Consider the following 26,819-nt stretch of genomic DNA (forward strand, 5'->3'; position numbering starts at 1 on the left):
CGGCTGCGTGCGGCCCGCCCCGCTCACGCCAGCAACTCCCGCTGCTCGGGCGGCACCGCGTGGGCGAAGCCCTCGCCGGCCGCCCAGCGGTGCACCTCCCGGACGGCCGACTCGGCCAGCCGGTCGAGTTCGTTGCCCTGCGAGCCGGCCAGGTGCGGGGTGAGCAGCACGTTCTCGCACTCCCACAGCGGATGTCCCGCGGGCAGCACCTCGGGCTCCGTGACGTCCAGTACCGCGTGCAGGCGGCCCGCCAGCACCTCGTCGGTCAGCGCCTCCTGGTCGATCACCGCGCCACGCGCCGTGTTGACGAGCGTCCCGCCGTCTCTGAGGAGGGCCAGCAGTTCACGGCTCACCAGGCCGCGGGTCGCCGGCAGGAGCGGGGTGTGGACACTGACCGTGTCGGCCGCGGCGAACAGGCCGGGCAGCTCCGTCTTGGTCGCGCCCAGCGCCGCCGCCTCCGCCTCGGTGACGTACGGGTCGTGGAGCAGCACCCGCAGTTCGTGCGCGCGCAGCAGCGCGAGCACCCGGCGTCCGACGAGCGACGCGCTCACGATGCCCACGGTGCGCCGGTAGTTGCCCAGCGTCGGATCGGCCGAGAGCCACTCCCGGCGGCCTCGTCGCGCGGCGTACGCGCGGGCCGTGTGCAGGACGCGCTTGTTCGCCAGCAGGATCATGGCCAGCGTGTACTCGGCGACGGGTGCGGCGTTCGCCGCGGCCGCCGAGGAGACCTCGATGCCCCGGTCCCAGCACTCCTGTGTGACGTGTCCCCTGACGCTGCCCGCCGTGTGCGCCACGGCACGCAGCCGCGGTGCGTGGGCGAGGGCCGCCGCGTCCAGGGGCGGGCAGCCCCAGCCGGTGACCAGCAGTTCGGTGGTGGCGAGGGTTTCCCTGGCCGTCGCCGTGGTGAAGTCCGTGAGGAGGGTGGGGGCCAGGTCGACGGCCTCGGCGAGGCGGCGCCTGGCCGCGGGCTTGAGTACCGCGTCCGCGGCCTCGCGGCCCATGGCGAGGGCCGCGGCGGGTCGGGTGGCACGGCCGGGACCCGCGGTGCGGGCCCGGCCTTCGGCGGGGGCGGGCTCCGCGGTGGGGCCGGTGGCGGGTGCGGGTCCGGTGGCGCGGGCGGGGGCGGTGCCGGGGTCGGGCATGGGGCTCCTGGCGTCGGGTGGGTGGTCGCTTCGGTGGGCCGGGGGTGGTCTCACTTCACGCTGCCCGCCGTCAGCCCGGACCTCCAGTGGCGCTGGAGAAGGACGAAGGCGGCGATCAGCGGCAGGACCGCCAGGAGCGAGCCGGAGATGACGACGGGGTAGTAGTCGGGCGTCACCACGGCGGCACTGTTCCATACGTACAGTCCGAGGCTGACCGGGAACAGCTTCTGGTCGGACAACATCACCATGGGCAGGAAGAAGTTGTTCCAGATGGCCGTGAGCTGGAACAGGAAGACCGTCACCAGTCCGGGCCCCAGCATCCGCAGGGCCACCCGGAAGTAGGAGGCCAACTCTCCCGCGCCGTCCACCCGCGCGGCCTCCAGTACCTCGTCGGGCACGTACCCCTGGCTGAAAACCCGCCCCAGGTACACGCCGAAGGGGTTGAAGAGGACGGGGATGAACACCGACCAGAAGGTGTTGACCAACCCCACCTCGGAGGCCATCAGGTACAGCGGGAGGGCCAGCACCGTGGGCGGCACCATCACGCCCGCCAGGACGAGTCCGAACAGCTTCTCCTTGCCGCGGAAGCGGTACTTGTCGAAGGCGTACCCGCAGGCGACGCTGATCATCGTGGAGACGGCCGCGCCGGCCACCGCGTACAGCAGGCTGTTGAGGTACCAGCGGCCGTAGATGCCGTCCTCCATGGCGAAGAGGGCCGCGAGGTTGTCGGCGAAGGAGAAGTCGCCGAGGGAGAGCAGATCGCTGCGGAAGAGCGCGCCGCGGTTCTTGGCGGAGGCGAGCAGCAGCCACAGGACGGGCAGCAGCGTGTAGAGGACGGAGAGTCCGACGATCGCGTTGACGGCGACCCGGCCCAGCAGCCTGGGCCCGGCCGACGCCGCCGTGTGCGGGGCGCGCGGGGCGCGGCGCGTACGCCGGGGCCGGGACCCGCGCGAGGCGCCGGAGCCCAGCGGTGCGCGCGGGGTGGTGGGGGCGCTCATCCAAGACCCTCCTCGCCGGGGCCGCCGGCGCGGCTGTCGCGGTTGCTCCACCGGCTCAGCCCGTAGGACAGGGCGACGGTGACGGCGAGCAGGACCACCGAGGCCGCCGCCGCGAGGCCGTAGTTGTTGCGGGTGAAGGCGGCGTCGTAGATGTACATGTTCGGCGTGTAGCGGCCACCGACCACCGGCGTGGCCTGACTGAGCAGCATCGGCTCGGTGAACAGCTGGAGGGACCAGATGAGCGTGAACATCACGACCATCACGCCGGAGCTGCGCACCAGCGGCACTTTGACGCGCAGCGCGGTGCGCACGGGCCCTGCGCCGTCCACGAGCGCCGCCTCCGTCAACTCGCGCGGCACGGCCTGGAGCGCGGCGTAGAAGAGGACGACGTTGTAGCCGAGGTTGCTCCACATCGCGATGTTGACGAGGGAGGGCAGCACGGTGTCCACGCCGAGCAGGTCGAGGGAGATGCCGCCCTTGCCGAGCAGTTCGACGACCGGGCTGAGTCCCGGCGTGTACAGGTACAGCCAGATGACGGCGGCGATGATGCCGGGTACGGCGTGCGGCAGGAACAGCGACAGCTGCGCGGTGCGCCGCAGCCTGGCCGCTCCCGAGTCGAGTAGCAGGGCCAACAGGAGCGCCAGCGCCACCATCGACGGAACGTAGATGAGGCAGTAGAGCGCCGTGGTGCCCAGTCCCGCCAGGAAGGTGGGGTCGGTGAGGACCGCCTCGTAGCTGCGCAGCCCCGCGAAGACGGTGCGTTCGGGGCCGAAGCCGAGCCCGGGCTGGTCGTCGCTGAAGAAGCTCAGATAGACGGCGCCGCCCACGGGGACGAGGAAGACGAGGACCAGCAGCACGAAGAACGGCGCCATCAGGGCGGCGCACGCCCCTCTCGCGCGCCGCCGCGCGGTTCTGCGCGTCCGCGCGGTACGGCCCTGGGACGTCGCCGCGGGCGCGAGGGTGCCCGCGGGGGCGGCGGGCGTCGGTGCGGTACTCATCGCGCTCCCTCCCGCGCGTCGAGCCCGAGGGACTTCAGGTCCGGCATCGTCGAGCGCTGCCCTTCTTCCAGGGCGGCGAGGACGGTGCCCTCGCCGTCGCCCGCGCGGGCCAGCCCGGTCTGCACGGTCTTGAGGGTGGCCGTCATCCGCGGGCCCCACGTCCAGCGCCGCGAGATGTGCGCCGCCTCGCGCCGGAAGAGCGCGTAGATGTCCTGTCCGCCGAAGTAGCTGGTGTCCATCGCCTCCCGGGCGACGGGCACAAGACCGCCGACGGCCGGGTACTGGGTGCTGATCCCGCTGGAGAGCCGGGCCCTGAGCGAGTCGGGGCTGGAGACCTGCCACTCGATGAAGTCCATGGCCGCCTTCGGGTGGGCGCTGTCCTTGGTGACGGCGAAGGTGGAGCCGCCCATCACGCCCAGGCGCGGGTGGCGGGGGTCCCACTGGGGGAGCGGGGCCACGCCCCACTTGCCCTTCTGGCCCGGCTGGGCCGACATCATCCCGCCCGCGTCCCAGGCCGCGGTCACCTTGCCGAAGACCTCACCGCGGCCGACCTGCGCGGTGCCGGCCTGCGTGTCGACGGGGCCCAGGAAGACCAGGTCCCGGTCGATGAGCCGCTGCCAGTAGGCTGCCACGTGGCGGGTCGGCCCGTCGGTCATGGACACGGTCCAGGTGGCGTCGCGGGTGTCGAACCAGCGGCCGCCCGCCTGCCAGGCGAGTCCGGCCAGGTGGTGGCCGCCGTCGGTGGGGAAGGTGGCGATCCGCGATCCTGGCGCCGCCCGCTTGACCTCGCGGGCGGCTTCCTCGAACTCGTCCCAGGTGCGGGGCACCTCGATGCCGTGCTTGTCGAACAGGTCGCGGCGGTAGAGGAAGACCATCGGTTCGACGTCCAGCGGCACGCTGAAGGTGCGGCCCTCGAACGTGGTGAGGTCGAGCGCCTGCGGCAGCAGTTTCTCGCGCAGCCGCGTGTCGATCAGGCCGGTGAGGTCGCGGGCCACGCCGTCGATGGCGAAGCCGGGCACCTGGGGGTACTCGATCGTCGCGACGTCGGGCGCGTTGCCCGCGCGGGCGGCGTTGCTCAGCTTCGCGTATCCGCCCTGTTGTCCGGAGGGGACCTGTTCGAAGTCGACGTGGACGCGGTTCTGGCTGCTGTTGTAGGCGTCCACGACCTCCTGGCTGCCGCGCAGGGCCGACCAGAACGTCAGGTGGACGGGCGCCCCGGCGCGCTCCGCCACCGCGCCGGCGCCGCCGCCCGAGCAGGCGGCGGTCAGCAGCAGCGGCAGCGCGGCGAGCGCCGTCAGGAGGGAACGGGCGGTGCGGAGGGTGCGGGTAGTGCGGGAGTGCCGCGGAGAACGTCGGCCGTGCACGGTGGGTGCCTCCTTCGGGAGAGGAGGGGAACACCGGCATCCTGATCGCCCGAACGAATGAGGTCAATGGAGCGATCAGAGGAAAGGAAAACGGTCAAACGATCGAGTGATGGCGGGTGTTGACGCTGCCAGGGCGCGGGGGAGCCGTGCCCGCTCAGTCCGCCGGGGCCCGCACGGCCGAACCGCGGACCTTCAACTCGGGCAGCAGCTCCACCCGGCGCACCGCCTCGGGCGCCGCGCCCGTCGGCCGCCCCACCCGGTGCAGCAGCAGCTCGGCCGCCGCCCGTCCGATCGCCTCCGTCGGCGGGGCCACCGCCGTCAGCGGCGGGCTGCCCAGCGCCGCCACCACGTCGTCGTAGGCCACCACCGAACAGTCCTCGGGCACCCGCACGCCGCCCTCGCGCAACTGCTGCACCAGCATCAGCGCGTCCACGTCCGCGTGCAGCACCGCGGCGGTCGCGCCGTGCTCGCGCAGCACGGCGCGCAGATCCACCAGCGACGCCTCGTGCTCGTCCGTCCCCGGCCTGCGCGTCGGGTCGGGCGCCGAGGCGGCCGCGGAGCCCGCCGTGAGCACCACGGCCCACTCCTCGACCTGTGGCCGCTGGGAGGCGATCTGCGCGAAGGCGGCGCGCAGCGTGCGGGCGGTCGGGCTGTCGTCCCGCGCCGCCAGCACGATCCGCCGGTGCCCCAGCGAGACCAGGTGGTCGAGCGCCAGGTGCGCGCCGTACCAGTGGTCGCTGCACACCGAGTCGTGCGCGTGCAACGGGGAGCCCGGTGCGGGCCTGCGCTCCATCAGCACGGCGGGTACGGGCAGTTCGGCCAGCCACTGGGCGTCGAGCGCGGCCCCTTCCGCGCCGCGCCAGCGCGGCGAGACCAGCAGGCCGCGAGCGCCCTGCTCCAACGCCTGGCGGGCCATGGCCTCTTCGGCGCCGGGATGGTGCCGGGCGATGTGCAGGGCCATCCGCACCCCGGCCTCCTCCAGCGCGGCACGGGCGCCGCGTACCGCCTCGAAGAGGTAGGAGTGGTGCTCGGGCACGATCAGCCCGACCGCCGGAGCCGAGGCGTCCACCGGCGGGGCCCCGCGCTGCTCGGGAACGGAGGACAGCGACCGCGCCACCCCGTGCCCCCGCTGTACCTCGCCCCGGCGCGCCAGCTCCTCCACGTCGCGCCGCAGGGTGACGACGGAGACACCGAGTTCCTCGGCCAGCGCGGTGACCCGCACCTGGCCCCGTGCCCGTACCGCTTCCAGCACCCTCTCCCGCCTGGCGGCGGCCCCCTCGCGCACGGCGGTAACCCTTTCGTTTGACCGTTTCTCCCTACGATACGGTCGCCCCGCGCCGGCGTCCCGGAAACCGGCGTCCCGAGAACCGGCGCCGCGGAAACCGGCGTCGCGCACCAGAAGCCGGGCGCCCCCGGGGTAGGTGTGTCAGACCGTCACCGCCCAAGGGGGTGACGACTCGGTGACGTGTCAGTACCTCTGGCGCCGCACCAGGTCGTGGAAGGGCCCCGCGGTGTCGGCGAGCAGGGCGGCAGGGGCGCCCTCCTGCACCACGCGCCCCTCGGACATGACCAGGACGCGGTCGGCGTCCATGACGGTGGACAGCCTGTGGGCGATCACCACCCGGGTGGCCCGCAGGGCACGCGTGGACTCGGCCACCACCCGCTGGGTCTCGTTGTCCAGCGCGCTGGTCGCCTCGTCGAAGAAGAGGACGCGGGGACGGCGCACCAGGGCCTGAGCGATCATCAAGCGCTGCCGCTGGCCGCCGGAGACGGTGCCGCCGCCGTCGGACAGCACGGTGTGCAGGCCCATCGGCATGGCCTTGATGTCGTCGGCCACCCCCGCCATCCGTGCCGCCTCCCACACCTCCTCCAGCGGAAACGTCTCGGCGCCGCAGATGCACTCCAGGATGGAGCCCGCGTGCGGCTGCGCGTTCTGCAGCACGACCCCGCACTGGCGCCGCACCGCCGCCTGGTCGAGGGCGGCGAGGTCCTGCCCGTCGAAGCGGACCTCGCCCGAGGTGGGCCTCTCGAAGCCGATCAGCATGCGCAGCAGCGTCGACTTGCCGCAGCCGCTGGGCCCGACGACGGCGACGAACTCGCCGGGCCGCACCCGCAGGGTGACCCCGTCCAGCGCCAGCGGCCCGTCCTCGGTGTAGCGGAAGGCCACCTCGCGGGCCTCGATCAACCCGCTCAGCTCTCCCGGCCGCACGCTGCCGCCGCGTACCTCGGGCGCCTCCCGGAGCACAGGCTTGAGCTGTTCGTACATCGGCAGCGTGGCGGCGGCAGAGATCAGCGAGTTGGTCAGCTGCGTGACGGAGGTGAGCATCATCGTCATGGCCGTGGTGAAGGTGAGGAACCCACTGGGGCTCAGGGCGCCCCGGGCAGGGCCCGCCAGCAGCACGAACAGCAGCAGCATCGCCAGCGGCAGGTAGACCGCGTTGACGACCGTGCTGAGGTTGCGGACGCGGCCCACCCGCCGCTGGAGCTCGCGGCTGCGCGCGAAGTCGGTGGCCCAGGCCGCGTACGCGAACGACTCGGCCGCCGCGACGCGCAGCTTCGGCAGCCCGCGCAGCGTCTGGAAGGCCCGGTTGTTGAGCTTGTTGTTCAGCGCCACCAACTGCCGCTGCCAGCGCAGCTGCCACAGGCCCAGACCCGCGAACACCGCCGCGATGACCCCCAGCACGCCCAGCGCCATCAGCGCCAGCGACACGCTGTGGACCAGCAGCAGCACCAGGTTGACCGCGGCCACCGTGCCCGACTGCACCACGACGGAGCTGATGCCCGACAGCACCCGCCGGATCGAGCTGACGCCCAGCGCAGCGCTGGCCAGCTCCCCGGTGGAGCGCTCCGCGAAGAACCGGGTCGGCAGCCGCAGCAGCCGGTCCCACACGGCCGGCTGCAAGGACGCCTCGATCCGCCCCTCGAGGCGCAGCAGTGCCGTGTTCTGCACCAGCATGAACGCCGCCGCCATCACCGTCGTGCCCACGAGCGCCGCCGCGGCCTGCGCGATGAGCCCCTTCTCCGCGTTCGGCACGTACACGCCGAGCACCTGCCCGGTGGCCACCGGCACCAGCGCGCCGAGGCCGACGGCCACCAGACCGCACGCCACCAGGGTCAGCAGGTCGCCGCGGGCGCCGTGCAGCGCGAACCGCAGCAGCCGCCGCGCGGGCAGCGGCTCCTCGGGCAGCGGGCGGTAGAACATCTGCGCCCGGGGCGCGAGCGTGGCCGCGTTCCGGCCGCCGATCCGCCACCGGCTGCCGCTGCCCGGCTGCACCGCCTCATACCGGCCGCGCCGCCACAGCAGCGCGACCGGGGCGCCGCTGGCCGCCCGCCTGCCCACCAGCGGCCCCGCGTTGCGCTTCCACCAGGTGCCCGTGAGCCGCACGGGCCGGGTGCGCAACCGCGAGTGGTGCGCCAGCCGTTCGACGGGGTCCGTACGCTCCTCGGTGGGCAGGCCGTCGTCGGGGACGTGCAGCGTGACCCCCGCGGCCTCGGCGACGGCCCGGCAGACCGCCACCACGGCGTCGTCCCCACCGCGGCCGCCCGTACCGCCCTGGTCACGGCCCGGGCCGCCGAGCGAGGCGAGCAGCGCCCGGTCGGCCTCCTCGCGCACGGCCTCGCCCGCCTCGATGCCGGCGGCCGCACGGTCCTCGTGGGCGCGCTCCAGCCGTTCGATCCAGCGGTCCAGGGTCAGCAGCAGCCTCGTCAACTGGTCGACCATGTGCTGCCAGGTCGGCCCGTCGATCAGGAACGCGGCGGTGTCGGTGCCGTAGCGCACGCAGCCGGGGGCCAGCGGCATCCACAGGATGTCCTCATCGCCGCCGGCGCCCCCGGCGCCGCCGTGGGGCGCTTCGTGGCGGGACCCCTGCTGGGGCTGCCCGTCCAACGGCGCCTCGAACAGCACCCGCAGGCTCCGCCCGACGCCTCGCGCGAACGCGTCCTCCAGCGGCCCGAGCACCTGTTGCGCCCACGGGTCCGCGTACCCGTCCCAGGCCAGCTCCCGCAGCGGTATCCGGCGCAGCACCCCGCCACGCACCGGCCGCCCCACCAGGGTGTGGCGCGGGCCCTGGACCGGGCCGAGCAGCAGCGTGCCCGCCTCGAGCCTGCCCAGAAAGTGCCAGTGCCCGTCCCGGTCCGCGTCCACCGCGAAGACGTCCATCGCGCCCTCGGCCACCAGCCACAGCACGTGCGGCCCCTCCAGCGACATACCGCTGCCGGGCGTGTGCCACACCGCCGTGCCGAGCCCCGCGAAGTGCGCGAGCACCACGTCGGCCGCGGGGGAGACCTGCTGCGGCTGCTGGTGGGCCGGCTGTGCGTACGTCACCTGGTACCTCGGCTGTCCTGACGTTTCCTGTGCTTCCTGGGGTTCTCGGGGTTCTCGGGGTTCTCGGGGCAGGCTTCCTGGCGCCGGACTCAGTGCTCCCGCACGAGCCGCGCGTACGGCCCCTGGGCGGCCAGCAGTTCCTCGTGACGGCCCCGCTCGGCGACGCTGCCCCGCTCGAGCACCACGATCTCGTCGCTGTCGCGCACGGTGCTCAGCCGGTGGGCGATCACCACGCAGGCGCAGCCGCGGCGGCGCAGGTTGTCGATGATGACGGCCTCCGTCTCGGCGTCCAGCGCGCTGGTCACCTCGTCCAGCACCAGGACGCTGGGGTCGCGCACCAGGGCGCGGGCGATCTCCAGCCGCTGCCGCTGCCCGCCGGAGAAGTTGCGGCCGTCCTGCTCGACGCGGCTGCGGATGCCGCCGGGCCGCCGTGCGACGTCCTCATGCAGTGCGGCGTCCCGCAGCGCGGCCACAACCGCCTCGTCGGTCAGGGATGGGTCCCACAGCGCCACGTTGTCGCGCACGGTGCCCTCGAAGAGGAAGACGTCCTGGTCGACGAAGGAGACGGAGGCGGCCAGCGAGCCGCGCGGCAGGTCCTCCAGGCGCTGCCCGTCGATGCGGATGGCGCCCTCCCACGGTGTGTAGAGCCCGGCCAGCAGGCGCGAGACGGTGGACTTGCCGCTGCCGGAACCGCCGACGAGCGCGAGCTGCCTGCCAGGGCCGACCGCCAGCGACAGCCCGGTCAGCAGCGGCTTGTCGAGCGGGTTGTAGCCGAAGGTGACGTTCTCCAGCATCACGTGCCCGGCCAGCCGGCGGGTGTCGGAGGGCGGTTCGCGGCGCGTGTAGAGAGGGTCGGCGGGGAACGTCTCGACGTCCTTGAGGCGGGCGACGTCGGCGGCGAAGTCCTGGATGCGGCCCGCCACCGCGTTCAGCCGGGTCAGCGGCGCGGTGAAGCTGGTGACCAGCGCCTGGAAGGCCACCAGCAGGCCCGCCGTGATGGCGCCGTCCACGGCGCGCTCCCCGCCGATCAGCAGGATCGCGGCGCTGTTGAGCGCGGCCAGCGTCGACGCCACGACGGCGAGCGCCGCGCTGGGCACCCCCAACCGCTGCTGCACGTCGAGGGTGGTGGCGTGCTGGCCGGCCCAGCGGCGGAAGTGACCCGCCTCGCCGCCGGTCGCCTTCATCGTCTCGATGAGCTGGAGACCGCTGTAGGAGGTGTTGGTGAGCTTCGCACGGTCGGCGCGCAGCTTCTGCGTTCCCGTCGCGCGCAGTCTGATCACGACGCGCATGGCGACGACGTTCAGCAGCGCGATCCCGACGCCGATCAGCGTCAGTTGAGGGTCGTAGGTCCACAGCAGCACCGCGTACGCGACGACGACCACCGCGTCCACGCCCGCCGCCGCCAGGTCCCTGGCCAGTGTCTCGGCCACCGTGTCGTTGGACTGCAGGCGCTGCACCAGGTCGGCCGGGTTGCGCTGCGCGAAGAACGTCACGGGCAGCCGGAGCAGGTGCCGCAGGAAGCGCGCGCTGGTCAGCGTCGAGGAGATCAGCCGGGCCCGCAGCAGGTTGCCCTGCTGGAGCCCGGTGAGCACCGCCGTCAGCACGAGGGCCGCGCCCATCACCGCGAACAGCACACCCAGCAGCGAGTCCTGCCCGGCGAAGACGAAGGTGTCGATGTACGTACGGCTCAGCGCGGGCACCGCCGCGCCGACGACCACCAGCAGGAAACTGGCCACCACCGCGGCCAGCATCGCCCCCGACGTGCCGCGCAGCCGCGCGGGCACCGCACCCAGGACACCCGGCTTCCGGCCGCCCCTGCGAAAGGACTCGCCCGGCGCGAAGGTGAGCACCACCCCGGTGAACGCGGTGTCGAACTCCTCCATCGGCACGAAGCGGCGCCCGCGCGCCGGATCGTTGATGTGCACCCCGCGCCGGCCGAAACGGCGGCCCATCCCGTCGAAGACGACGTAGTGGTTGAACTCCCAGAACAGCACGGCGGGCGCCCGCACCCCGGCCAGCGCCGCGGGCTCCATCTGCATGCCCTTGGCCGTCAGCCCGTAGCCGCGCGCCGCCTTCAGCAGGCTGCTCGCGCGGGAGCCGTCCCGGGAGACGCCGCAGGCGATCCGCAGCTCCTCCAGCGGCACATGGCGCCCGTGGTGGCCGAGCACCATGGCCAGCGCCGCGGCGCCGCACTCGACGGCCTCCATCTGGAGCACCGTGGGCGTACGGACACTCCCGCGCGCCCGGGGGCCCGGTGCCTTGGCCGCGGGGCGGGCCCGGTGCTCGTTGCGGTGCCGGCTGCTGCGCCGCGGGTCGCGGGCGCGGTCACGGTCCCGCTCTCCGGCGCGGGGCCCGGGCGGCTGGGGTGCGCCGGTCACGGCAGCAGCCAGTCGACGGGCCGCTGCGCGGCGAGGTGGACGGCGCCGCTGACCGGCGTCGCCGTCTCGAGCGGGAAGGGCGGCCCGTCCTCACGCGACCACGCGTAGCCCGACCGGGTCGCCGACGAGCGCTCCAGGGAGACCAGCACGGCGCGGGGCTTGCCGCCGCGGGTGAACCGCTCGGCGAGCTCACGGTCGCCCAAGAAGCCGCTGATCTGCTGTGCGGTACGCGGCACGCGCCCGACGGCCTCGACGGTGCCGCGCAGGTGCCCGAACCGGTCGGCGGGCGCCGAGCCGACACTCAGGTCGACGGTGGCTCCCACCGGGAGGGCCGCTCCCTTGTCGGCGGGGACGTAGAGCATCGCGACGAGAGGGTCGTTCTCGCTCTTGACCCGTTCGACGGTGGCCACGTCCGCACCTGTGGTGACGACCGAACCGATCTCGGCGGCCAGCGAGGTGACACGGCCGCGCGCCACCGTGCGCACCGCCCGCACCCCGTGGTCGGTCCGCACGCTCACCACGGCCGCGTCGTCCGCGACCGTCTCGCCCTCCTTCACGTGCACGGCGGTCACCTGCCCCGCGACCGGGCTCTGCAGCACGTAGCTGCCCTCCGCGTGGGTGAGTACGCCGGGCGCGGTCAGCTTGGAGGACACCGTGCCGGTGAAGGACCACACGCAGCCGGCCGCCATCACGAGCAGGGTGACCACGAGGACGAGCAGGCCCTGCGGCCGTGCGAACCGCACCGGAACGTCGAGTTCTTCCGGCGACTGCAGTTTTGCCAGCGCCTTTTTCCGGAACTCCACGTCACCTTTCCTTCACTGTTTCGCCGAAGTCGGCCACAAGGCGGGCGACAACGGCGCATGACCGTAACACATAAGCCCCGGAACGAAGTCCGGGGCTTATGGTTCGGGCCCGCGTCACCGGAATGACGAGCGGTTCCGGTACGGCGCGGTGAAGGTGTCGGTCAGTGACACGCTTATGTCAGCCGATGACACCTTTATTTCGCCGGGCGGCCGACTCAGGACTGGGCGCCCAGGGTGACGCCGACGTTGGGCAGGCCATCGGTGCCGACACCGTTGACGGTGTTGCCGACCAGGCCTTCCACGCCGCCGACGGTCGCGCCGGCCTCGCTCACGGCCTCGTTGAGGATGCCGCCGGAAACGGCGTCCAGCTCGGCGTCGGCAAGCTCAGCGGTCTCGATGTGGTGACGCATGAATGCGTTTCCCTTCATTGCTTCCGGTTTTATGAGGGGGAATCACCCCAGGCGGCGTGAATAACCGCTCGGGGCGCTCATCAGTCGGGCCAGGACAGGCCTGGAAAAACGGGCACATCCGAAACCGGTAGCAGCGGTTCCGCCCGACTGTGCGAAGAGCAGAACACGTGAGTCAGGCCGCTCGCCACTTGAGGGAGCAGCCGTCTCAAGATCTCCACATGGTGCACCCGACGTTTATGGACCGGCACACCCTCTTCTTGACGGCTCCCCGCCGTGTCCCTACCTTCACCCAGGACAAGGGACGTCCTACCTCTGCCAGTTGGGGTCACTCGATGCCGTACGAGAGTTCCGTACCCGAGAGTTCCGTACCGTTCCGCGCCGGAAGCGAGGGCTACGCCGCCTTCCGGATCCCCGCACTCGTGAAGGCGCCCGACGGCGCCCTCCTCGCCTTCGCCGAAGGACGGGCCGACTCCGCCGACGACAGCGGCGACATCGACATCGTCCTCAGACGCTCCAGGGACGGCGGCCGCACCTGGGGCCCACTCCTCGCCGCCGCCACCAACGGCGACGGCACCGCGGGCAACCCCGCCCCGGTCGCCCTCGACGACGGCCGCGTCCTGCTCGTCCACGTCCGCGCCGCGGCCGACGCCACGGAAGCACGCATCCGCCGCGGCGAGATCGCAGACCAGGACGGCCGCCGCGTCTGGCTCCAGTACAGCGAGGACAGCGGGCACGCCTGGAGCGCACCCCGCGAGATCACCGGCGCCGCCAAGGACCCCGCATGGCGCTGGTACGCGACCACACCAGGACACGCACTCCAACTGGCGACCGGACCCTCAACCGGCCGGATCGTCGTCCCCGCCAACCACTCCACCCCTCCCACCGCACCCGGCGACGACGGCACCGAAGGCCGCTACAACGGCGGCCACGACCTGCTCAGCGACGACGGCGGCGCCACCTGGCGGATCGGCTACCGCGACGACGACCCCGACGGCCGCATCAACGTCAACGAGACCACCGCGGCCCAACTGCCCGACGGCACCGTCTACTTCAACACCCGCAACGACTCCAGCCTCCCCGCCCACCGCGCCGACGCCCGCTCCACCGACGGCGGCGCGACACTGACCGCGCCCTTCGCCCCCCAGGACAGCCTCACCACCCCCGTCGTCCAAGCCGGCGTCCTGCACCTGGGCGACCCGGACATCCTCCTCTTCTCCGCACCGTCGCACCCCCGCACCCGCCACCGCATGGCAGTACGCGCCAGCACCGACGGCGGCGCCCGTTGGCGCGTAGCCCACACCGTGGACGAGCGCCCGGCCGCCTACAGCGACCTCGTACGGGCGGACGACCACACCGTCGGCCTCCTCTACGAGACGGGCGACGACAGCGCCTACGAAACACTCACCTTCCGCCGCATCCCGATCGAAGCCCTCACCACACCGACCTGACCAACCCCCGACCTGTCCCGTACACCCACCCGCACCCGCCTGCGAGCCCCCCACGTGAACGATCGTGCGCAAGCGTGGCCCACCCCGCCGCCGACCGGCTGAGCCCGCTGGCTGCGAGGAGGACCACGGGCGGACGCCTCCGCCCGCCCACCCGCCGCGCCGGGCCACCGGCTGCGTACGCCGGCCTGCTCGGGCCACCGGCCGCCAACCGCGCCCGCCTGCGTGGTCGGACCGCCGACCGACGGTCACGCCCGTCTGTGTGGTCGGGCCGCCGCCGGGCGGCTGTGCCCGCTGGCTGCGGGGTGGGCGGGCGGACGGCTCCGCCCGCCACCGCGGCGGACCGCCGGCCGCGCAGGCCCGCCCGCTCGGGCCACCGGCCGTCGGCCGCGCACGTTCGGGTGGTCGGGTCGCCGACCGCCGCCGTGCCAGCCCGCGTGGTCGGACCGCCGACCGACGTTCACGCCCGTCTGTGTGGTCGGGCCGCCGCCGGACGGCTGTGCCCGCTGGCTGCGGGGCGGGCGGGCGGACGGCTCCGCCCGCCACCGCGGCGGACCGCCGGCCGCGCAGGCCCGCCCGCTCGGGCCGCCGGCCAACAGCTACGCTCCCCGGATGCACACCGTGCGGATCACGACCCGCAACGCCCGTTTCCAGCAGTGGCACGCCCTCCTGGCCAACCGCACCAAGCGGCAACGCGGCCGGGAGTTCCTCGTCCAGGGCGTGCGCCCCCTCACGCTGGCCGTCGAACACGGCTGGCCGCTCACCGCCCTCCTCTATCCGGCGGGCCGCCGCCTCACCGACTGGGCGCGCTCCCTCCTGGAGTCGCCCGACGTGCCCGGCGACCGCGTGGCCATGGCCCCCGAACTCCTCGCCGAGCTGAGTGAACGCGAGGAGGGCGACGCCGAACTGGTCGGCGTGGCCCGCATGCCCGACGACGACCTGGCCCGCATCCCCGTCGGCCCCTCCTTCCTCGGAGTCCTCTTCGACCGTCCCACCAGCCCCGGCAACATCGGCACTCTCATCCGCTCCGCTGACGCCTTCGGCGCGGACGGGCTCGTCGTCACCGGCCACGCCGCCGACGTCTACGATCCCAAGTCCGTCCGCGCCTCCACAGGGTCCCTTTTCTCCCTCCCCGCCGTCCGCGTCCCCTCGCCCCGCGACCTCGACGCCTGGCTGGCGGGCCACGACATCACCCTCGTCGGCACCGACGAAGCCGGCGACGACCTCCTCCACGACACCGACCTGACAGGACCGACCCTCCTCCTGATCGGCAACGAAACGACCGGCCTCAGCAACGCCTGGCGCGACCGCTGCCACCGCACCGCCCGCATCCCCATGCACGGCGCCGCCAGTTCCCTCAATGCCGCCAACGCCGCCACGGCCGTCCTCTACGAGGCAGCTCGCCAACGCCACATGGCCGCCCGCACCGGAGCCCCGTAGTCCGCAAGGCACCGGTCGGCAACGGTTGACGCCAGGCGTCCGGGGGACTGTATGGTCACCCTTCGTCACAGTACGCACCGACGCGGATACAACCCGCGGTGCGCGAACACGGGGGATCGAGTTCGCCGACGTCTGGGGGGAAGGTATGTCCTTCGAACAGGAATGGTCCCGCGCGAGTGCGACCGCCATGCGGCTCAACGGGGCCGGGAGGGCCCCGACAGGGGGTGGAGGCAGGGCGGACCTGGTCGTCACGCCCTCCGACAAGGCAGCCGCAGCCAAATTCATCAAGGAAGACCTCGGCCCGGCGGCCACCTACGAGGGCGGCAAGGCGACACTCGCCTCGACCAGCGTCTTCGGCAGCAGCAACACCAACCACGGCGTCCTGCGCGGCTGGGACACCCGCAAGGGCCTGGACTTCTGCCTGGAACGCTGGGGCGAGGCGTGGCAGAAGATCTCCCACCGCCTACGTGGCGAGATGAACGCCCTGTACGGCACCAAGACCGCGTTCGAGGTCTCCGAAGCCGACCGGGTCCGCAGCCTCAACAAGGCTCTCGAGCCGGTGCACGGCAGCCGTCTCAACGACCTGTGAGGCGGACGACGTGGAACTGACCTACCACGACATCATCAACGCCGACTTCTCCTCCCTCACCGAAACAGCCAAGAACTGGCGCATCCTCAGAGACCGCTGCGACATCTTCCACGACGCCTACCACGGCAACGTCCGGAAAAAGCTCAAGGGCTGGTCGGGAGAGTCGGCGGACGCCTTCTGGAAGTCGTCGAAGATCACCGCGCACGAGTTCGCCGCCGCCAAGAAGCAGGCGGGAAAGATCGCGGACCTGCTGGACGACTGCCACCACCGGCTCACCGCTGCCCGCGCACGGCTCGAGAAGGTCCGCGACCAAGCCGTCCACGAAGGCGGCATGAAGGTCGACGCGTACGGCAAGTGCAACCTCGACACCAGCGGCATGACGAGCGGCGAGGCGCAGAGCGCGCTGCGCGACCCCGGCCGCGCCGACGAGGAAACCAAGTGGAACGGCCGCATCAGGGACGCGGTCAAACACGTCGACGACGTGGACTACGAGAACATGCTCACCCTCAAGGCCGCCGCCACGGACAAGGACGGCAAGGGCGAGGACGGCGGGTTCAACAGCGCGGCCGCCGGGGATGTCGAGAAGTACGCAGGCAAGCGCGCCGCCCACCTGATCGAACGCCTCGACTCGCGCGAAGAGGACGGCGGACTGAGCCCCGCAGAGCGGCACGAGCTGCAGGTACTCCTCCGCACGGATCCCGATGACAAGCAGTTCAGCCGCACTCTGCTCAACTCGCTGCAGCCCGACGGGCTCATCGATGCGACGAACCAGCTGAACGCGTTGGCCTACCGCGTCGACAAGGACAACCAGGGCGTCTACCTGGGCATGGAGAAATCGCTGGCCACGTCGCTGGCCTCGGCGACGAGAGTCCCGGTGTTCCGCGACGGGGAGGGCAAGAAGGTCAAGCTGAGTTCACCGGAGTACGGCAAGAAGTACACAGCCTGGCTCGCCAGCCGGGACGGTGCCTTCTACGACAAGTGGCGCGAGGGCATGCGAAAGGCGGGCGCCGACGAGTGGTCCTACGAGTTGCGGGATGTCGGTGGTGTCGGCGGCAGTTCCTACCACGGCCGCGGTTACCAGAGCCTGGTCACCCTCATGAAGCACGGCGACGGCTACTCCCCGCAGATGCTCTACGACCTGGGCGACGACATCCGTGCCGCTGAAGAGAAAGACCCCGACATCTGGGACCACGGGGGGTTCGGAAAGAATCTCTCCGAAGACAGCGGCCTTTCGGATATGAAAAACAGCACATTCGAAAATGACCCTTACGATGGCCTTCTCGCCATCATGTCGGAGGATCCTGTTGCTGCGGCCGGATACCTCGATCCCGCGTCCGACGCCGACCTGGACAAGAACGGGATCCAGAAGAATGATCGCATGGAATACCTTGTCGGCGAGCGGGACTGGAAGGTCGTGGACGCGAGTGTTTATGACTCCGGCGATCTACTCGACAAGGATGCGCGAGACGGCTTCGAGGCTGCCCTGAAAGCGGGAGCCACGGGGCGCCTCCCTGACGCCGTGGTAACCACTGAAGCGCCACAGCATTCGGCGGCGAATGCGGGTGTCATGGAGGAGGCCGTGCGGGTGTTCGGCGGTCCGCCGAGTGACGGTGAGTTGTCTCCCCTCGCCAAGGGTGAGGATTTCGTAGATTTTCGGGGGACCCTCGGGGAGATGGTTGCTGACTACCCCGGGGATGTGCAGCGCGAGGTGACCGGCGACAACGAACTCCCGGTGCGGGGACATGCGGCGCAGTTCGATCCAGGAGCGCTTCACGAGTACTTGAATCAGGTCGGTCGTGACCCCTATGGCTATGGAGTGGTGAAGTCCTCCCAGGAGATGTACTCCATCGAGCACCTGCAAGACGTGATTCATAGTTTGCCGCCCGGGGCCGATGCGAGCGATGTGCGCGACTATGGCGGGGACGCGGTTTTCGGTGGCGCTTATGTATCGGGAGTGCTCAGTGAAGCCAAGGCGGATGCTCTGTACGAGGACAAGGTCAGCGAGGCCGAGGACTTCAACAAGAAGGCCGATGAAGCCGGCAAGTGGGTCAACAGGTTCGTTGGCCTGGGAATCGGAAATTTGGGCCCGGCGCAAGGGGGAGCGGCGCTCTCCACGCCGTTGGGGTGGGCGCAGGAGGATTTGAGTGAGGCAGTTCTGGAGGAAGTGAAGAGGGATATCCCCAAAGAGGCTGAGGAAGCCGAAGGGGAGGGTCGGTACGTGTTTACCAGAACTCAGAACAATATGCGTAACTTCTACAGGGACTGGGCGGAGCGGCTGGGGCGCGAGGCCGACTTGGATGCGGATATCCGGGAGGCTGTTGTGGCTGGCGCCAGAAGTGAAGCTCTCGCTGGTTTTCAGAACGGTGCGGGCACGGCGCGTTCGCATGCCACCGGTACTCCTGGAGGGTAGACAAGGCAGTGACGAGTAGTTTTCAGCGTTTCGCGGTTCTGCCTCTCCTGATTTGCTTCTTCCTAGTGGCCGCTCTTTCGTCGTGCAGTGAGCCTCCCAGGCGTGAATATCGAGTTCCGCAGACGCTCTGCGGGTTGGAAGTTCCCCCACAGGATTATTCTTCGTTGTTCGGGGCCGGGAAAAGGATCACGAGAGAGGACGATTATGTGCAATTGGGAAGCGGGGTGGTGTCCTCGCAGGGGTGTTATTACCTGGTGGACGGGATGCCTGCGGTCGATGTCTCCGGCGAATGGGTGAAGCCGAACGACGAGGCGGCGCCCTCCACTCCGTATGAAGCCGTCATGGAGCACAAGCCCGTTGACAAACCCAGGAAGTACCCCGGGCGGTACGAGGTCGTCACGTGGGGGAAGGGGGCCGTTGCGGGGCTCGACTGCGCTCGGGCGCCCGGCGATGACGACGCCTCGTTCACCAGGTACCTGATCGACATCTACGCGAATGACACCGAGCTCAATGACGACCCTGACCGCGCGCACAAAACTTTCGGCAAGCTGGCGCAGGTCGTGATGGCCGAGGCCGCAGGGAAGTTGACGTGCGCGGGCGGGTGACGGGCAGGTGGGGCGTGATCACCTTCACGGTGGCTGTCGGCCGCGTGCGGCGCGAGAGGTGGCAGTATGCGGCGTATGAATGCAGCTGCCTCTGACGCCGCCGGCAACACCGCACCGAAGAAGGACCCGTGGGACCTGCCTGATGTGTCCGGGATGACCGTCGGGGTGCTCGGCGGGACCGGGGACCAGGGGCGGGGGCTGGCGTACCGGCTGGCCCGGGGCGGCATGGCCGTCACCGTCGGCTCGCGGGCCGCGGAGCGGGCCCGGCAGGCGGCCGAGGAGATCGGGCACGGCGTCGAGGGGGTCGACAACGCCGAGTGCGCGCGCCGCTCCGACATCGTGATCGTCGCCGTCCCGTGGGAGGGCCACGCCAAGACCATCGAGTCGCTGCGCGAGGAGCTGCGCGGCAAGCTGGTCGTGGACTGCGTGAACCCCCTCGGCTTCGACAAGAAGGGCGCCTACGCGCTGGTCCCGGAGGAGGGCAGCGCGGCCGAGCAGGCCGCGGCGCTGCTGCCGGAGTCGCGGGTCACCGCGGCCTTCCACCACCTGTCCGCGGTGCTGCTCTCCGATCCGGAGGTCGAGGAGATCGCCACGGACGTGATGGTGCTGGGTGAGAAGCGCGCGGACTGCGAGATCGTGCAGGCGCTCGCCGCCCGTATCCCCGGGATGCGGGGCGTCTTCGCGGGTCGGCTTCGCAACGCTCACCAGGTCGAGTCGCTGGTGGCCAACCTCATCTCCGTCAACCGCCGCTACAAGGCGCACGCGGGCGTCCGTCTCACCGACATCTGAGCCGCCGCGCACGTAACGGCGGCGGCGCGTACGGACACGGATACGAATACGGGCGCGGGCATGGGTGCGGGTGCGGGTGGGGTGGGGAAGCGCAGAATCCCCGGCGGTGGTCTGACGGTCGCCGCCGTGGTGGCGGCCGTCCTCGCGGCGTGCTCGGGTTACGGCGGTTCGAAGGACGAGCACGGGGGTGGCGAGGAGAAGAAGCCGGCCCGGTCGCCGCTGAGCGTCGGAGCCCTGCGGAAGCTGGCGGCCGGGCCCGGAACCAGCTGTCCCGTGCCGTACGACGTGCCCGCCGCGCTGCGTGCCGCCGGTGTGGAGGCCGATCGCGTGGAGTCCGGTTCTGTGGACGGCGAGTTGCCCGACGACCTCGACACCCCGCTGGCGCGGGCGGACGGCGCACTCGTCGGCTGCGGCTACCGTGTCGGCGCCGAGCGGGCCCGCCTGTTCACCGTGGGCGTGGCCCGGGGGTACGCGGTCGACGTCATGCTGCCGCAGATCCAGCACGACGCGCGGATGGGGCGGGACGCGCTGCGCCGGTACGCGGAGGAGGTCCACGGGGCCGAGCCCGGTGACGCTCCGCTTGTCGTGCCCGGCGGCAACGTCGCCGCTGTCCGGCTTCCGGTGGCCGGCGGCGGAGACCTGGCTCTGGTGGTCACGGTCGGCGACGACGGCAGGACCGGGTTGTCCCGGCACCGGGTCGGCGCCCTGACGCGGAACCTGGCCCACCAGGCCCGCCAGACTCACCGGACCGACCGCTGAGGTCCCTCGTCGGGATCGCCCCGCGTCCGGATCGCCTCTCGGTCGGAGGCTGGGCTCGTGCTCCCGCCCGGCCCGCGCAGCCCGCCCGGCCCGCCCGGCCCGCACGGGCCCACGCGGGAGCACGCCGCACGGGCCCACGCGGGAGCACGTATCAGCCGCGGGGGTGCGGGAACCCGCTGTCGTCGGACATGCGGGTCACGCGTGCCCCGCCCATGATGGGGTGAGCGGTGACCGGCCACAGGGGCGTGCGCGCCCGCCAGGAGGCACGGATGGGACAGGAGCCGGCGCCCGCCACCGGGCGGACCGGGGCGAGCGGGACGACGGCGAACGGCGACGGCACGAACAAGGGGACAGGCGGCGCTCACGGCGCGGGTGACGAGGCGTACACGCCCGACCCGCGGCGCTGGAAGGCGCTGTCGGTGTGTCTGCTGGTCGGCTTCATGTCGCTGCTGGACGTCTCGATCGTGAATGTCGCGCTTCCCGCGATCGAGCAGGGGCTGGGGGCTTCCGAGTCGGCCCTCTCGTGGGTGGTGTCGGGGTACGCGCTGACCTTCGGTCTCGTGCTGGTGCCCTCGGGGCGGATCGGTGACGCGTTGGGTCGCCGTACGGCCTTCCTCGGGGGGCTCGTCCTGTTCACCGCCGCGTCGATGGCGTGCGGTTTCGCGCAGGGGCCCACGTGGCTGGTGATCGCGCGGCTGAGCCAGGGCGTCGGGGGCGGCCTGATCATGCCGCAGATCTCCGGCATGATCCAGCAGCTCTTCCGGGGTGCCGAGCGCGGCAGGGCGTTCGGGCTGCTGGGCTCCACGATCGGTCTTTCGACGGCTGTCGGGCCGCTGCTGGGCGGGCTGCTGATTCAGGCCTTCGGTGCGTCCGAGGGCTGGCGGTGGGTCTTCTTCGTCAATCTGCCCATCGGGGTGGTGGCTTTTCTCCTGGCCCTGCGCTTGGTGCCGCCCGCGTGCGCGGAGCGCGACATGGCGCACCGGGAGTCGCTCGATCCGGTCGGCGTCCTGCTGCTGGGGGCCGGGGTGATCGCCGTGATGCTGCCGCTGGTGCAGGAGCGGCAGTGGCATGGTCAGAGCAAGTGGCTGCTCGTCCCGCTGGGTGTCCTGCTCGCGGTGGCGTTCCTGTGGTGGGAGCGCAGGTATCTGCGGCACGGGAAGGCGCCTCTGGTGGACCTGCGGTTGTTCAGCGAGCGGTCGTACTCGTTGGGCGCGCTGCTGGGGCTGCTCTACTTCGCCGGCTTCACGACGATCTTCTTCATCTTCACGCTCTTCCTGCAGAACGGGATGCGCTACAGCGCTCTTCAGGCGGGGCTGACGCTTACGCCGTTCGCTGTCGGCTCGGCGGTTTCGGCCGCTGTCGGGGGTCGTTTCATCACTCGTGTCGGGCGTCCGTTGATCGCCGCGGGTCTCGTTCTGGTGCTGCTGGGGCTCGGGGGCGCGAGCGTCGCCGTGCACGAGGTGCAGAACAGCGCCGTCGGCTGGGCTCTGGTGGGGCCGATGCTGTGCGCCGGGTTCGGCTCGGGGCTGGTGATCTCCCCGAACCAGACGCTCGCCCTGCAGTCGGTGCCCGTCGCGCAGGGGGGTGCCGCGGGAGGTGTCATCCAGACCGGTCAGCGGATCGGCTCCGCCGCCGGGATCGCCGCTGTCGGTGCGGTCTTCTTCGCCTGGCTCGCCAGCAGCCGCAACTGGGCGACGGCGCTGGACTACGGGCTGCTCACGGCGCTGTGTTTCGTCGCGGCCGCGCTGGTGGTGGCCCTGGTGGACGTGGTGTACGGGCGGCGGCTCGCCCGCCGGGAGGGGTGAGGGAGAATGGCGGGCGCACACCCGTCTCGCATTGGAGCCCGCGCCATGTCAGCCCCAGCCCGCCGCGCCCCCAGGGGCCTCGCCCTCTACGCGACCGTTCTGTGCCTGCTGGCCGTCGTCGCCGCCGTGGTCTCGTTCGCGAACGGCAAGTGGTTCGGCGTGCTGTGGGTGCTGGTGGCCGGTCTGACCTCCAACATGGCCTGGTACTACCACCGCCGCCGGCCGTCGTCCGCGCCGACGGAGAGCGCCGGCTGAGGACGGGCCGGCGGAAGGCCCGGGGAGCGGTACGTTCCGGGGCGGGAGCCTAGGGGAGCAGTACGTTCTGGGGTTCGCCCTGCCAGAAGCGGAAGTACTCCAGGCCGAGGTAGGTCTCCAGTTCGGAGACGCCCATGCCGCGCAGGATGGTGTCGACGACGTCCCAGAAGACCTCGTTGACCTGGGGGATCCACAGGCATCCGAAGACGATGAGGAGCCCGAAGGGCGCGAAGGGTTCGGCCTGCCTGCGGGCGGCGGGGGAGAGCCAGGGTTCGATGACCCCGTAGCCGTCCAGTCCCGGCACGGGCAGCAGGTTCAGCAGCGCGGCCGTCACCTGGAGCAGGGCGAGGAACGCGAGGGCGCTGCGGAACGCGACGGGCATGTCGTGCACGCCGTGCAGCCAGAACGGCGCGGTGAGCACCCCGGCGAACAGCGCGTTGGTGGCAGGGCCCGAGGCGGAGATGAGGCTGTGCTTCCAGCGTCCGGTGATGCGGCCGCGTTCGATGTAGACGGCTCCGCCGGGGAGGCCGATGCCGCCGAGGATCACGAAGACCACGGGCAGCACGATGCTGAGCAGCGCGTGGGTGTAGCGCAGCGGGTTGAGGGTCAGGTAGCCCTTCGCGCCGACCGACACGTCTCCCGCGCCGAGCGCGGAGCGCGCGTGCGCGTATTCGTGGAGGCACAGGGAGACGATCCATCCGGCGACGACGAAGAAGAAGACGGAGACACCCGTCACGTCCGCCCAGCCGTACCAGACGGCCCAGCCGGAGACCGCCATGATCGCGACGAGCCCGAGGAAGACCGGGCTGATCCGGTGGTGTTCCGGATGGGAAGCTGCGCTGGTCATGGGCCCTGACCGTACCGGCAGGACGCGGGCGCCGCGAACCCCGCACGCGGCGCCTTCCGCGCGACGCCGGTACCGGAGCCCGCGGGTGCCTCTCTTCGCGCCGCTCCTACGCGCGGACCCGGCCCGTCTCGTCGTGCGGGTGGGCCGCGTCCGTGGCGTCCGTGGCGTGCTGGCCCGTGGCGTCCGTGGCGTGCTCGTCCGGGGTGTGCGTGCGGCGCTTGCCCGGGGTGAGGGAGACCAGGACGACGCCGCCGATCAGGAGGGCCGCGGCTGCGATGTCGGCGAGGGAGATGCCCTCGTGCAGCAGCAGGGCGGCGGAGGTCATGCCGAACACGGGGACCAGGAGGGAGAAGGGGGCGACCGCGGAGGCGTCGTAGCGGCGCAGCAGGTGGCCCCAGGCGCCGAAGCCGAACAGAGTGGCGGCCCAGGCGACGAAGCCGAGGGCGGCCAGCCCTGACGGGTCCAGCGAGCGCAGGGCGGCGAGATCGGCGGAGGCCCCCTCGAACAGCAGCGAGAGGGCGATCAGCGGCAGCGGCGGTACGAGGCTGACCCACACCATCCAGGAGAGCGCGTCCTCGGGGGCGGCCTTGCGGGTCAGCACGTTGGCCACGCCCCAGGCGAACGCGGCGGCGACCACGAGCGCGAAGGCGCCGAGCGGTCCCGCGGTGCCCTGGCCGACGGCGGCGACGACGATGCCGGCGAAGGAGACGGCCATGCCGAACAGCCGGGTGCGGCCCAGTCGTTCGCCCAGTGTGGCGGCGGCGAGGACGGCGGTGAAGACGGCCTGGGACTGGAGGACGAGGGAGGACAGCCCGGCGGGCATGCCGCCTTCCATGCCGATGAAGAGCAGTCCGAACTTCGCTACTCCGAGCGAGAGTCCGACGCCGACCACCCACCGCAGGGCGATGCGGGGGCGGCGGACGAAGAAGACGGCGGGCAGGGCGGCGAGGAGGAAGCGCAGCGCGGAGAACAGCAGGGGCGGGAAGTGCCGCAGGCCGACTTCGATGACGACGAAGTTGACGCCCCACAGGGCGGCGACCAGGACGGCGAGGGCGAGGTGGAGGGGAGACAGGCGCATGATCCGATCGTCACCGCACCGACCGTTCAGCACCAGCACGGCTTCCTGCATGGTTGGATTCAGCAATGCTGAACGGTCCGCGGTACTGAAGGGTCCGCGGTGACTGAACAGCCGGCGGTACTGGACAGTCGGCGGTACTGAACAGGCCGGTCGGCAGGCCGGTCGGAGCACGGGAGGGTGCGTCATGCTCGATCTGTCCCGGCTGCGTGCGCTGCACGCCGTGCGGACGCACGGCTCGGTCGGCGGCGCGGCGCAGGCGCTCGGGTACACCCCGTCCGCCGTCTCGCAGCAGATCGCCAAGCTGGAGCGGGAGACGGGCACGCGGCTGCTGGAGAGGCAGGGCCGCGGTATCGCCCTGACCGACGACGCGCTGATGCTGGTCCGTACGGCGGGCGAGATGCTCGCTCTCGCCGAGCGGGCCGAGGTGGCGCTGGAAGAGCGCAGGGGCCGCCCGGCGGGCAGGCTGCGGCTGGCGGCCTTCCCCAGCGGGGCGCGCGGTCTGATGCCCGGCGTCCTGGCCCGGCTGTGTGCCGACCATCCCGCGCTCGAGGTGCGGATGTCGGAGATCGATCCGCACCTGTCGGTCGGCCTGGTGGCCCGCGGCGAGATCGATCTCGCGCTCGCCCACGACTGGGACGTGGCGCCCGCGTCGGCGCCCGAGGGGGTGCGCAGGACACCGCTGGGCGACGACCACTGCGATGTCCTCCTCCCGGCCGGGCACGAATTGGCCGGGCACGAACCGGCCGGGCACGAGGCGGTGGAGCACGAACCAGCGGGGCACGCACCGGCCGGGCGCGGGGCGCTGGTCGTCGCCGATCTGGCGGGCCGGCGCTGGGTGTGCCAACCTCCCGGCACGGTCTGCCACGACTGGCTCCACACGACGCTGCGCGCCGCCGGACAGGAGCCCGACGTCGCCTACCAGGTCGCCGAGTTCGAGACCCAGGTCGCTCTCGTGGCCGCGGGCCTGGGGATCGCGCTCCTGCCGCGCCTTGGGCGCGGCCCGCTGCCGGAGGGCGTGGTGGTCCGCCCGCTGGAACCGACGCCCACCCGCCACCTGTTCGCGCTCACCCGCGTCGGCGTGTCCCACCGCCCGGCGATCCGGGCGGCGCTGGCCGCGCTGCGGCGGGCGGCGGCGGGTGGCGGCGCGGACGCTGCGGTGAGCCGCGGTGCGGCCGCCTCGGTGGGCCGTGAGGGTGGTGTCGGCTCGCCGGGCGGGTGACCCATGGGAGGGGGTATCCGTCCCGGCGCGGGAATGTCGCAGCCCTCTCACATGTGCACCCCGCGCGGCAGCGCGCGGGGACGCGCCGCGTGCGGGCGCTGACGGTGGTCGCGGCGGCGGTGACCTCTCCGGTGGGTGTACTGCCGGCGGCGGCGTCAGCGGCCGACGACGGGCCCGGCGCCGACAGCCGCCTGCCGCACCGCGGCCACGTGTGCGACCGGGTGGCGCACGACCGGGGTGCGGGCGTGGGCAGCGGCGACTGCCGCGCGGTGCGTACGCCTCGCCACGGCCACATCCGCGACGCTTTCGTGAGCGGAAGCCGCCGCACGCACTACCGGGCGGTCTGCACGAGCAAGCGGGGGCACGTCTCGGGTGACGCGAATCTGCCCCAGCGGGTGCGCGGAGCCGGCTGCCACCGCGCCCGAGACGGTGGCCCGACGGCACAGACCGCTTGCCGCGGACCGGCCGACAGACACTGGTCGACGCGCGCCGGTCGCTCCAGGCCGCTTGCCGCCCCCGCGGGCGCCACGCCCGCGGCCCGCGCCGCTGTCGCGCCGGCAGTCGCCGCGGTGCGCGGACCGCGGCCGCTCAGCCCGACCGGGCCTGCCGTGTCCTGGACCGGTTGGCCTTGCGGATGGCCTCTTCCAGCTCCGGCTTCGTCATTCGCGACCGGCCCTCCACGCCGAGCCGTTTGGCCACGTCGTACAGGTGCTGTTTCGGTGCGCCCTCGTCGACGCCCTGTCCGCTGCGTCCGCCCCGGCCGCGCGGGCGTGCGGACTGTGGGTCGGACGGCCCCTTGCGGGCGCCCTTCTTGCGCTCCCAGTGGTCGCCGACCTTCTCGTGCGTGTGTTTCAGCGCGCCGTACGCCGTCTGGTGGGCGCGCCGCCCCTCGCCGTACTCCTTGACGGCTGAGTCGTGCGCCTTCGACCAGGTGCGCCTGGCGCTGTCGGGGGAACGGCGGAGCGTCGAGGGCAGCTCCTCGCGAGCGGGCATCCGGGGTACCTCCGCTGGCAGTGCGCGTGTCTGTGCCGCCGCCGAGTGCCCTGCCGCAAACCGGGCAAAACCGCCGGTACGACTTCGCCGGGCCGCCGCGGTGGCTGGGCCTCCCGGGGCGGGGCCCGTCCCTGGGGAGGGGCCGCGAGGAGCCCGGTGTCCGGGGGA

The 26,819-nt window shown here is 72.2% G+C and carries 23 protein-coding genes; 10 read left to right on the forward strand and 13 right to left on the reverse strand.

Features of this window, described 5'->3' with window-relative positions; all coding sequences use genetic code 11:
* Positions 1 to 23: 23 nt before the first annotated feature.
* The 9 genes from DTL70_RS06995 to DTL70_RS07035 form a co-directional block, all read right to left on the reverse strand.
* The gene (locus DTL70_RS06995; protein ID WP_245979096.1) at positions 24 to 1,001 is read right to left on the reverse strand and encodes a hydroxyacid dehydrogenase; all 978 of its coding nucleotides are present in this window, start codon (positions 999 to 1,001) and stop codon (positions 24 to 26) included.
* A 191-nt stretch (positions 1,002 to 1,192) separates the two neighbouring features.
* The gene (locus tag DTL70_RS07000; RefSeq protein ID WP_114020981.1) at positions 1,193 to 2,140 is read right to left on the reverse strand and encodes a carbohydrate ABC transporter permease; all 948 of its coding nucleotides are present in this window, start codon (positions 2,138 to 2,140) and stop codon (positions 1,193 to 1,195) included.
* The gene (locus tag DTL70_RS07005; protein ID WP_114020982.1) at positions 2,137 to 3,138 is read right to left on the reverse strand and encodes a carbohydrate ABC transporter permease; all 1,002 of its coding nucleotides are present in this window, start codon (positions 3,136 to 3,138) and stop codon (positions 2,137 to 2,139) included. The genes DTL70_RS07000 and DTL70_RS07005 overlap by 4 nt, the downstream gene beginning before the upstream one ends.
* The gene (locus DTL70_RS07010) at positions 3,135 to 4,502 is read right to left on the reverse strand and encodes an ABC transporter substrate-binding protein (RefSeq protein ID WP_114020983.1); all 1,368 of its coding nucleotides are present in this window, start codon (positions 4,500 to 4,502) and stop codon (positions 3,135 to 3,137) included. The genes DTL70_RS07005 and DTL70_RS07010 overlap by 4 nt, the downstream gene beginning before the upstream one ends.
* Before the next feature lie 154 nt (positions 4,503 to 4,656).
* Positions 4,657 to 5,787: a substrate-binding domain-containing protein gene (locus DTL70_RS07015; protein ID WP_114020984.1), complete on the reverse strand. Its 1,131-nt coding sequence runs from the start codon at positions 5,785 to 5,787 to the stop codon at positions 4,657 to 4,659.
* Between the two features lie 183 nt (positions 5,788 to 5,970).
* A complete protein-coding gene (locus DTL70_RS07020) occupies positions 5,971 to 8,826 on the reverse strand; it encodes an NHLP bacteriocin export ABC transporter permease/ATPase subunit (protein ID WP_425470325.1) in 2,856 nt (951 codons plus the stop codon).
* A gap of 89 nt (positions 8,827 to 8,915) precedes the next feature.
* Entirely contained in the window at positions 8,916 to 11,033 is a 2,118-nt protein-coding gene (locus DTL70_RS07025; RefSeq protein WP_245979098.1) for an NHLP family bacteriocin export ABC transporter peptidase/permease/ATPase subunit, read from the reverse strand.
* 167 nt (positions 11,034 to 11,200) lie between these two features.
* Positions 11,201 to 12,007: a biotin/lipoyl-containing protein gene (locus DTL70_RS07030; protein WP_114020986.1), complete on the reverse strand. Its 807-nt coding sequence runs from the start codon at positions 12,005 to 12,007 to the stop codon at positions 11,201 to 11,203.
* 215 nt (positions 12,008 to 12,222) lie between these two features.
* On the reverse strand, positions 12,223 to 12,417 hold the full coding sequence (locus DTL70_RS07035) for a type A2 lantipeptide (RefSeq protein ID WP_181860819.1): 195 nt from the start codon (positions 12,415 to 12,417) through the stop codon (positions 12,223 to 12,225).
* Positions 12,418 to 12,749: 332 nt separating this feature from the next.
* On the opposite strand from DTL70_RS07035, the gene DTL70_RS07040 reads away from it, so the two are divergent.
* From DTL70_RS07040 to DTL70_RS07080, 9 genes are all read left to right on the forward strand, one after another.
* Positions 12,750 to 13,865 carry a sialidase family protein gene (locus DTL70_RS07040; RefSeq protein WP_114020988.1) on the forward strand — a complete coding sequence of 372 codons (1,116 nt, stop codon included), beginning with the start codon at positions 12,750 to 12,752 and terminating at the stop codon, positions 13,863 to 13,865.
* Positions 13,866 to 14,474: 609 nt separating this feature from the next.
* Complete coding sequence (locus tag DTL70_RS07045) at positions 14,475 to 15,302, forward strand: TrmH family RNA methyltransferase (RefSeq protein ID WP_114021101.1); 828 nt, start codon at positions 14,475 to 14,477, stop codon at positions 15,300 to 15,302.
* 145 nt (positions 15,303 to 15,447) lie between these two features.
* The gene (locus tag DTL70_RS07050; protein ID WP_114020989.1) at positions 15,448 to 15,891 is read left to right on the forward strand and encodes a hypothetical protein; all 444 of its coding nucleotides are present in this window, start codon (positions 15,448 to 15,450) and stop codon (positions 15,889 to 15,891) included.
* A gap of 10 nt (positions 15,892 to 15,901) precedes the next feature.
* Positions 15,902 to 18,301 carry a DUF6571 family protein gene (locus tag DTL70_RS07055; protein ID WP_114020990.1) on the forward strand — a complete coding sequence of 800 codons (2,400 nt, stop codon included), beginning with the start codon at positions 15,902 to 15,904 and terminating at the stop codon, positions 18,299 to 18,301.
* A 206-nt stretch (positions 18,302 to 18,507) separates the two neighbouring features.
* On the forward strand, positions 18,508 to 18,906 hold the full coding sequence (locus DTL70_RS07060; RefSeq protein ID WP_147266743.1) for a hypothetical protein: 399 nt from the start codon (positions 18,508 to 18,510) through the stop codon (positions 18,904 to 18,906).
* A gap of 75 nt (positions 18,907 to 18,981) precedes the next feature.
* On the forward strand, positions 18,982 to 19,695 hold the full coding sequence (npdG, locus tag DTL70_RS07065; RefSeq protein WP_425470326.1) for an NADPH-dependent F420 reductase: 714 nt from the start codon (positions 18,982 to 18,984) through the stop codon (positions 19,693 to 19,695).
* Positions 19,696 to 19,776: 81 nt separating this feature from the next.
* Positions 19,777 to 20,454, forward strand: a complete 678-nt coding sequence (locus DTL70_RS07070) for a hypothetical protein (RefSeq protein WP_245979077.1) — start codon at positions 19,777 to 19,779, stop codon at positions 20,452 to 20,454.
* A 269-nt stretch (positions 20,455 to 20,723) separates the two neighbouring features.
* Entirely contained in the window at positions 20,724 to 22,259 is a 1,536-nt protein-coding gene (locus DTL70_RS07075; protein ID WP_114020994.1) for an MFS transporter, read from the forward strand.
* 45 nt (positions 22,260 to 22,304) lie between these two features.
* A complete protein-coding gene (locus DTL70_RS07080; RefSeq protein WP_114018552.1) occupies positions 22,305 to 22,514 on the forward strand; it encodes a hypothetical protein in 210 nt (69 codons plus the stop codon).
* A gap of 49 nt (positions 22,515 to 22,563) precedes the next feature.
* Here DTL70_RS07080 and DTL70_RS07085 read toward each other — a convergent pair whose 3' ends face one another.
* Both DTL70_RS07085 and DTL70_RS07090 read right to left on the reverse strand, forming a co-directional pair.
* The gene (locus DTL70_RS07085; protein WP_114020995.1) at positions 22,564 to 23,361 is read right to left on the reverse strand and encodes a site-2 protease family protein; all 798 of its coding nucleotides are present in this window, start codon (positions 23,359 to 23,361) and stop codon (positions 22,564 to 22,566) included.
* Positions 23,362 to 23,467: 106 nt separating this feature from the next.
* Positions 23,468 to 24,433: an EamA family transporter gene (locus DTL70_RS07090; protein ID WP_114021102.1), complete on the reverse strand. Its 966-nt coding sequence runs from the start codon at positions 24,431 to 24,433 to the stop codon at positions 23,468 to 23,470.
* Positions 24,434 to 24,623: 190 nt separating this feature from the next.
* Here DTL70_RS07090 and DTL70_RS07095 point away from each other — a divergent pair, with 190 nt between their 5' ends.
* Positions 24,624 to 25,658, forward strand: a complete 1,035-nt coding sequence (locus tag DTL70_RS07095) for a LysR family transcriptional regulator (protein ID WP_114020996.1) — start codon at positions 24,624 to 24,626, stop codon at positions 25,656 to 25,658.
* A 155-nt stretch (positions 25,659 to 25,813) separates the two neighbouring features.
* Here DTL70_RS07095 and DTL70_RS34745 read toward each other — a convergent pair whose 3' ends face one another.
* Together DTL70_RS34745 and DTL70_RS07105 are read right to left on the reverse strand one after the other, a co-directional pair.
* Positions 25,814 to 25,945 carry a hypothetical protein gene (locus tag DTL70_RS34745; protein WP_281278659.1) on the reverse strand — a complete coding sequence of 44 codons (132 nt, stop codon included), beginning with the start codon at positions 25,943 to 25,945 and terminating at the stop codon, positions 25,814 to 25,816.
* A gap of 301 nt (positions 25,946 to 26,246) precedes the next feature.
* The gene (locus tag DTL70_RS07105; protein WP_114020997.1) at positions 26,247 to 26,651 is read right to left on the reverse strand and encodes a ChaB family protein; all 405 of its coding nucleotides are present in this window, start codon (positions 26,649 to 26,651) and stop codon (positions 26,247 to 26,249) included.
* Positions 26,652 to 26,819: the final 168 nt, after the last annotated feature.

This window comes from Streptomyces diacarni (assembly GCF_003323715.1).
GTDB lineage: Bacteria > Actinomycetota > Actinomycetes > Streptomycetales > Streptomycetaceae > Streptomyces > Streptomyces diacarni.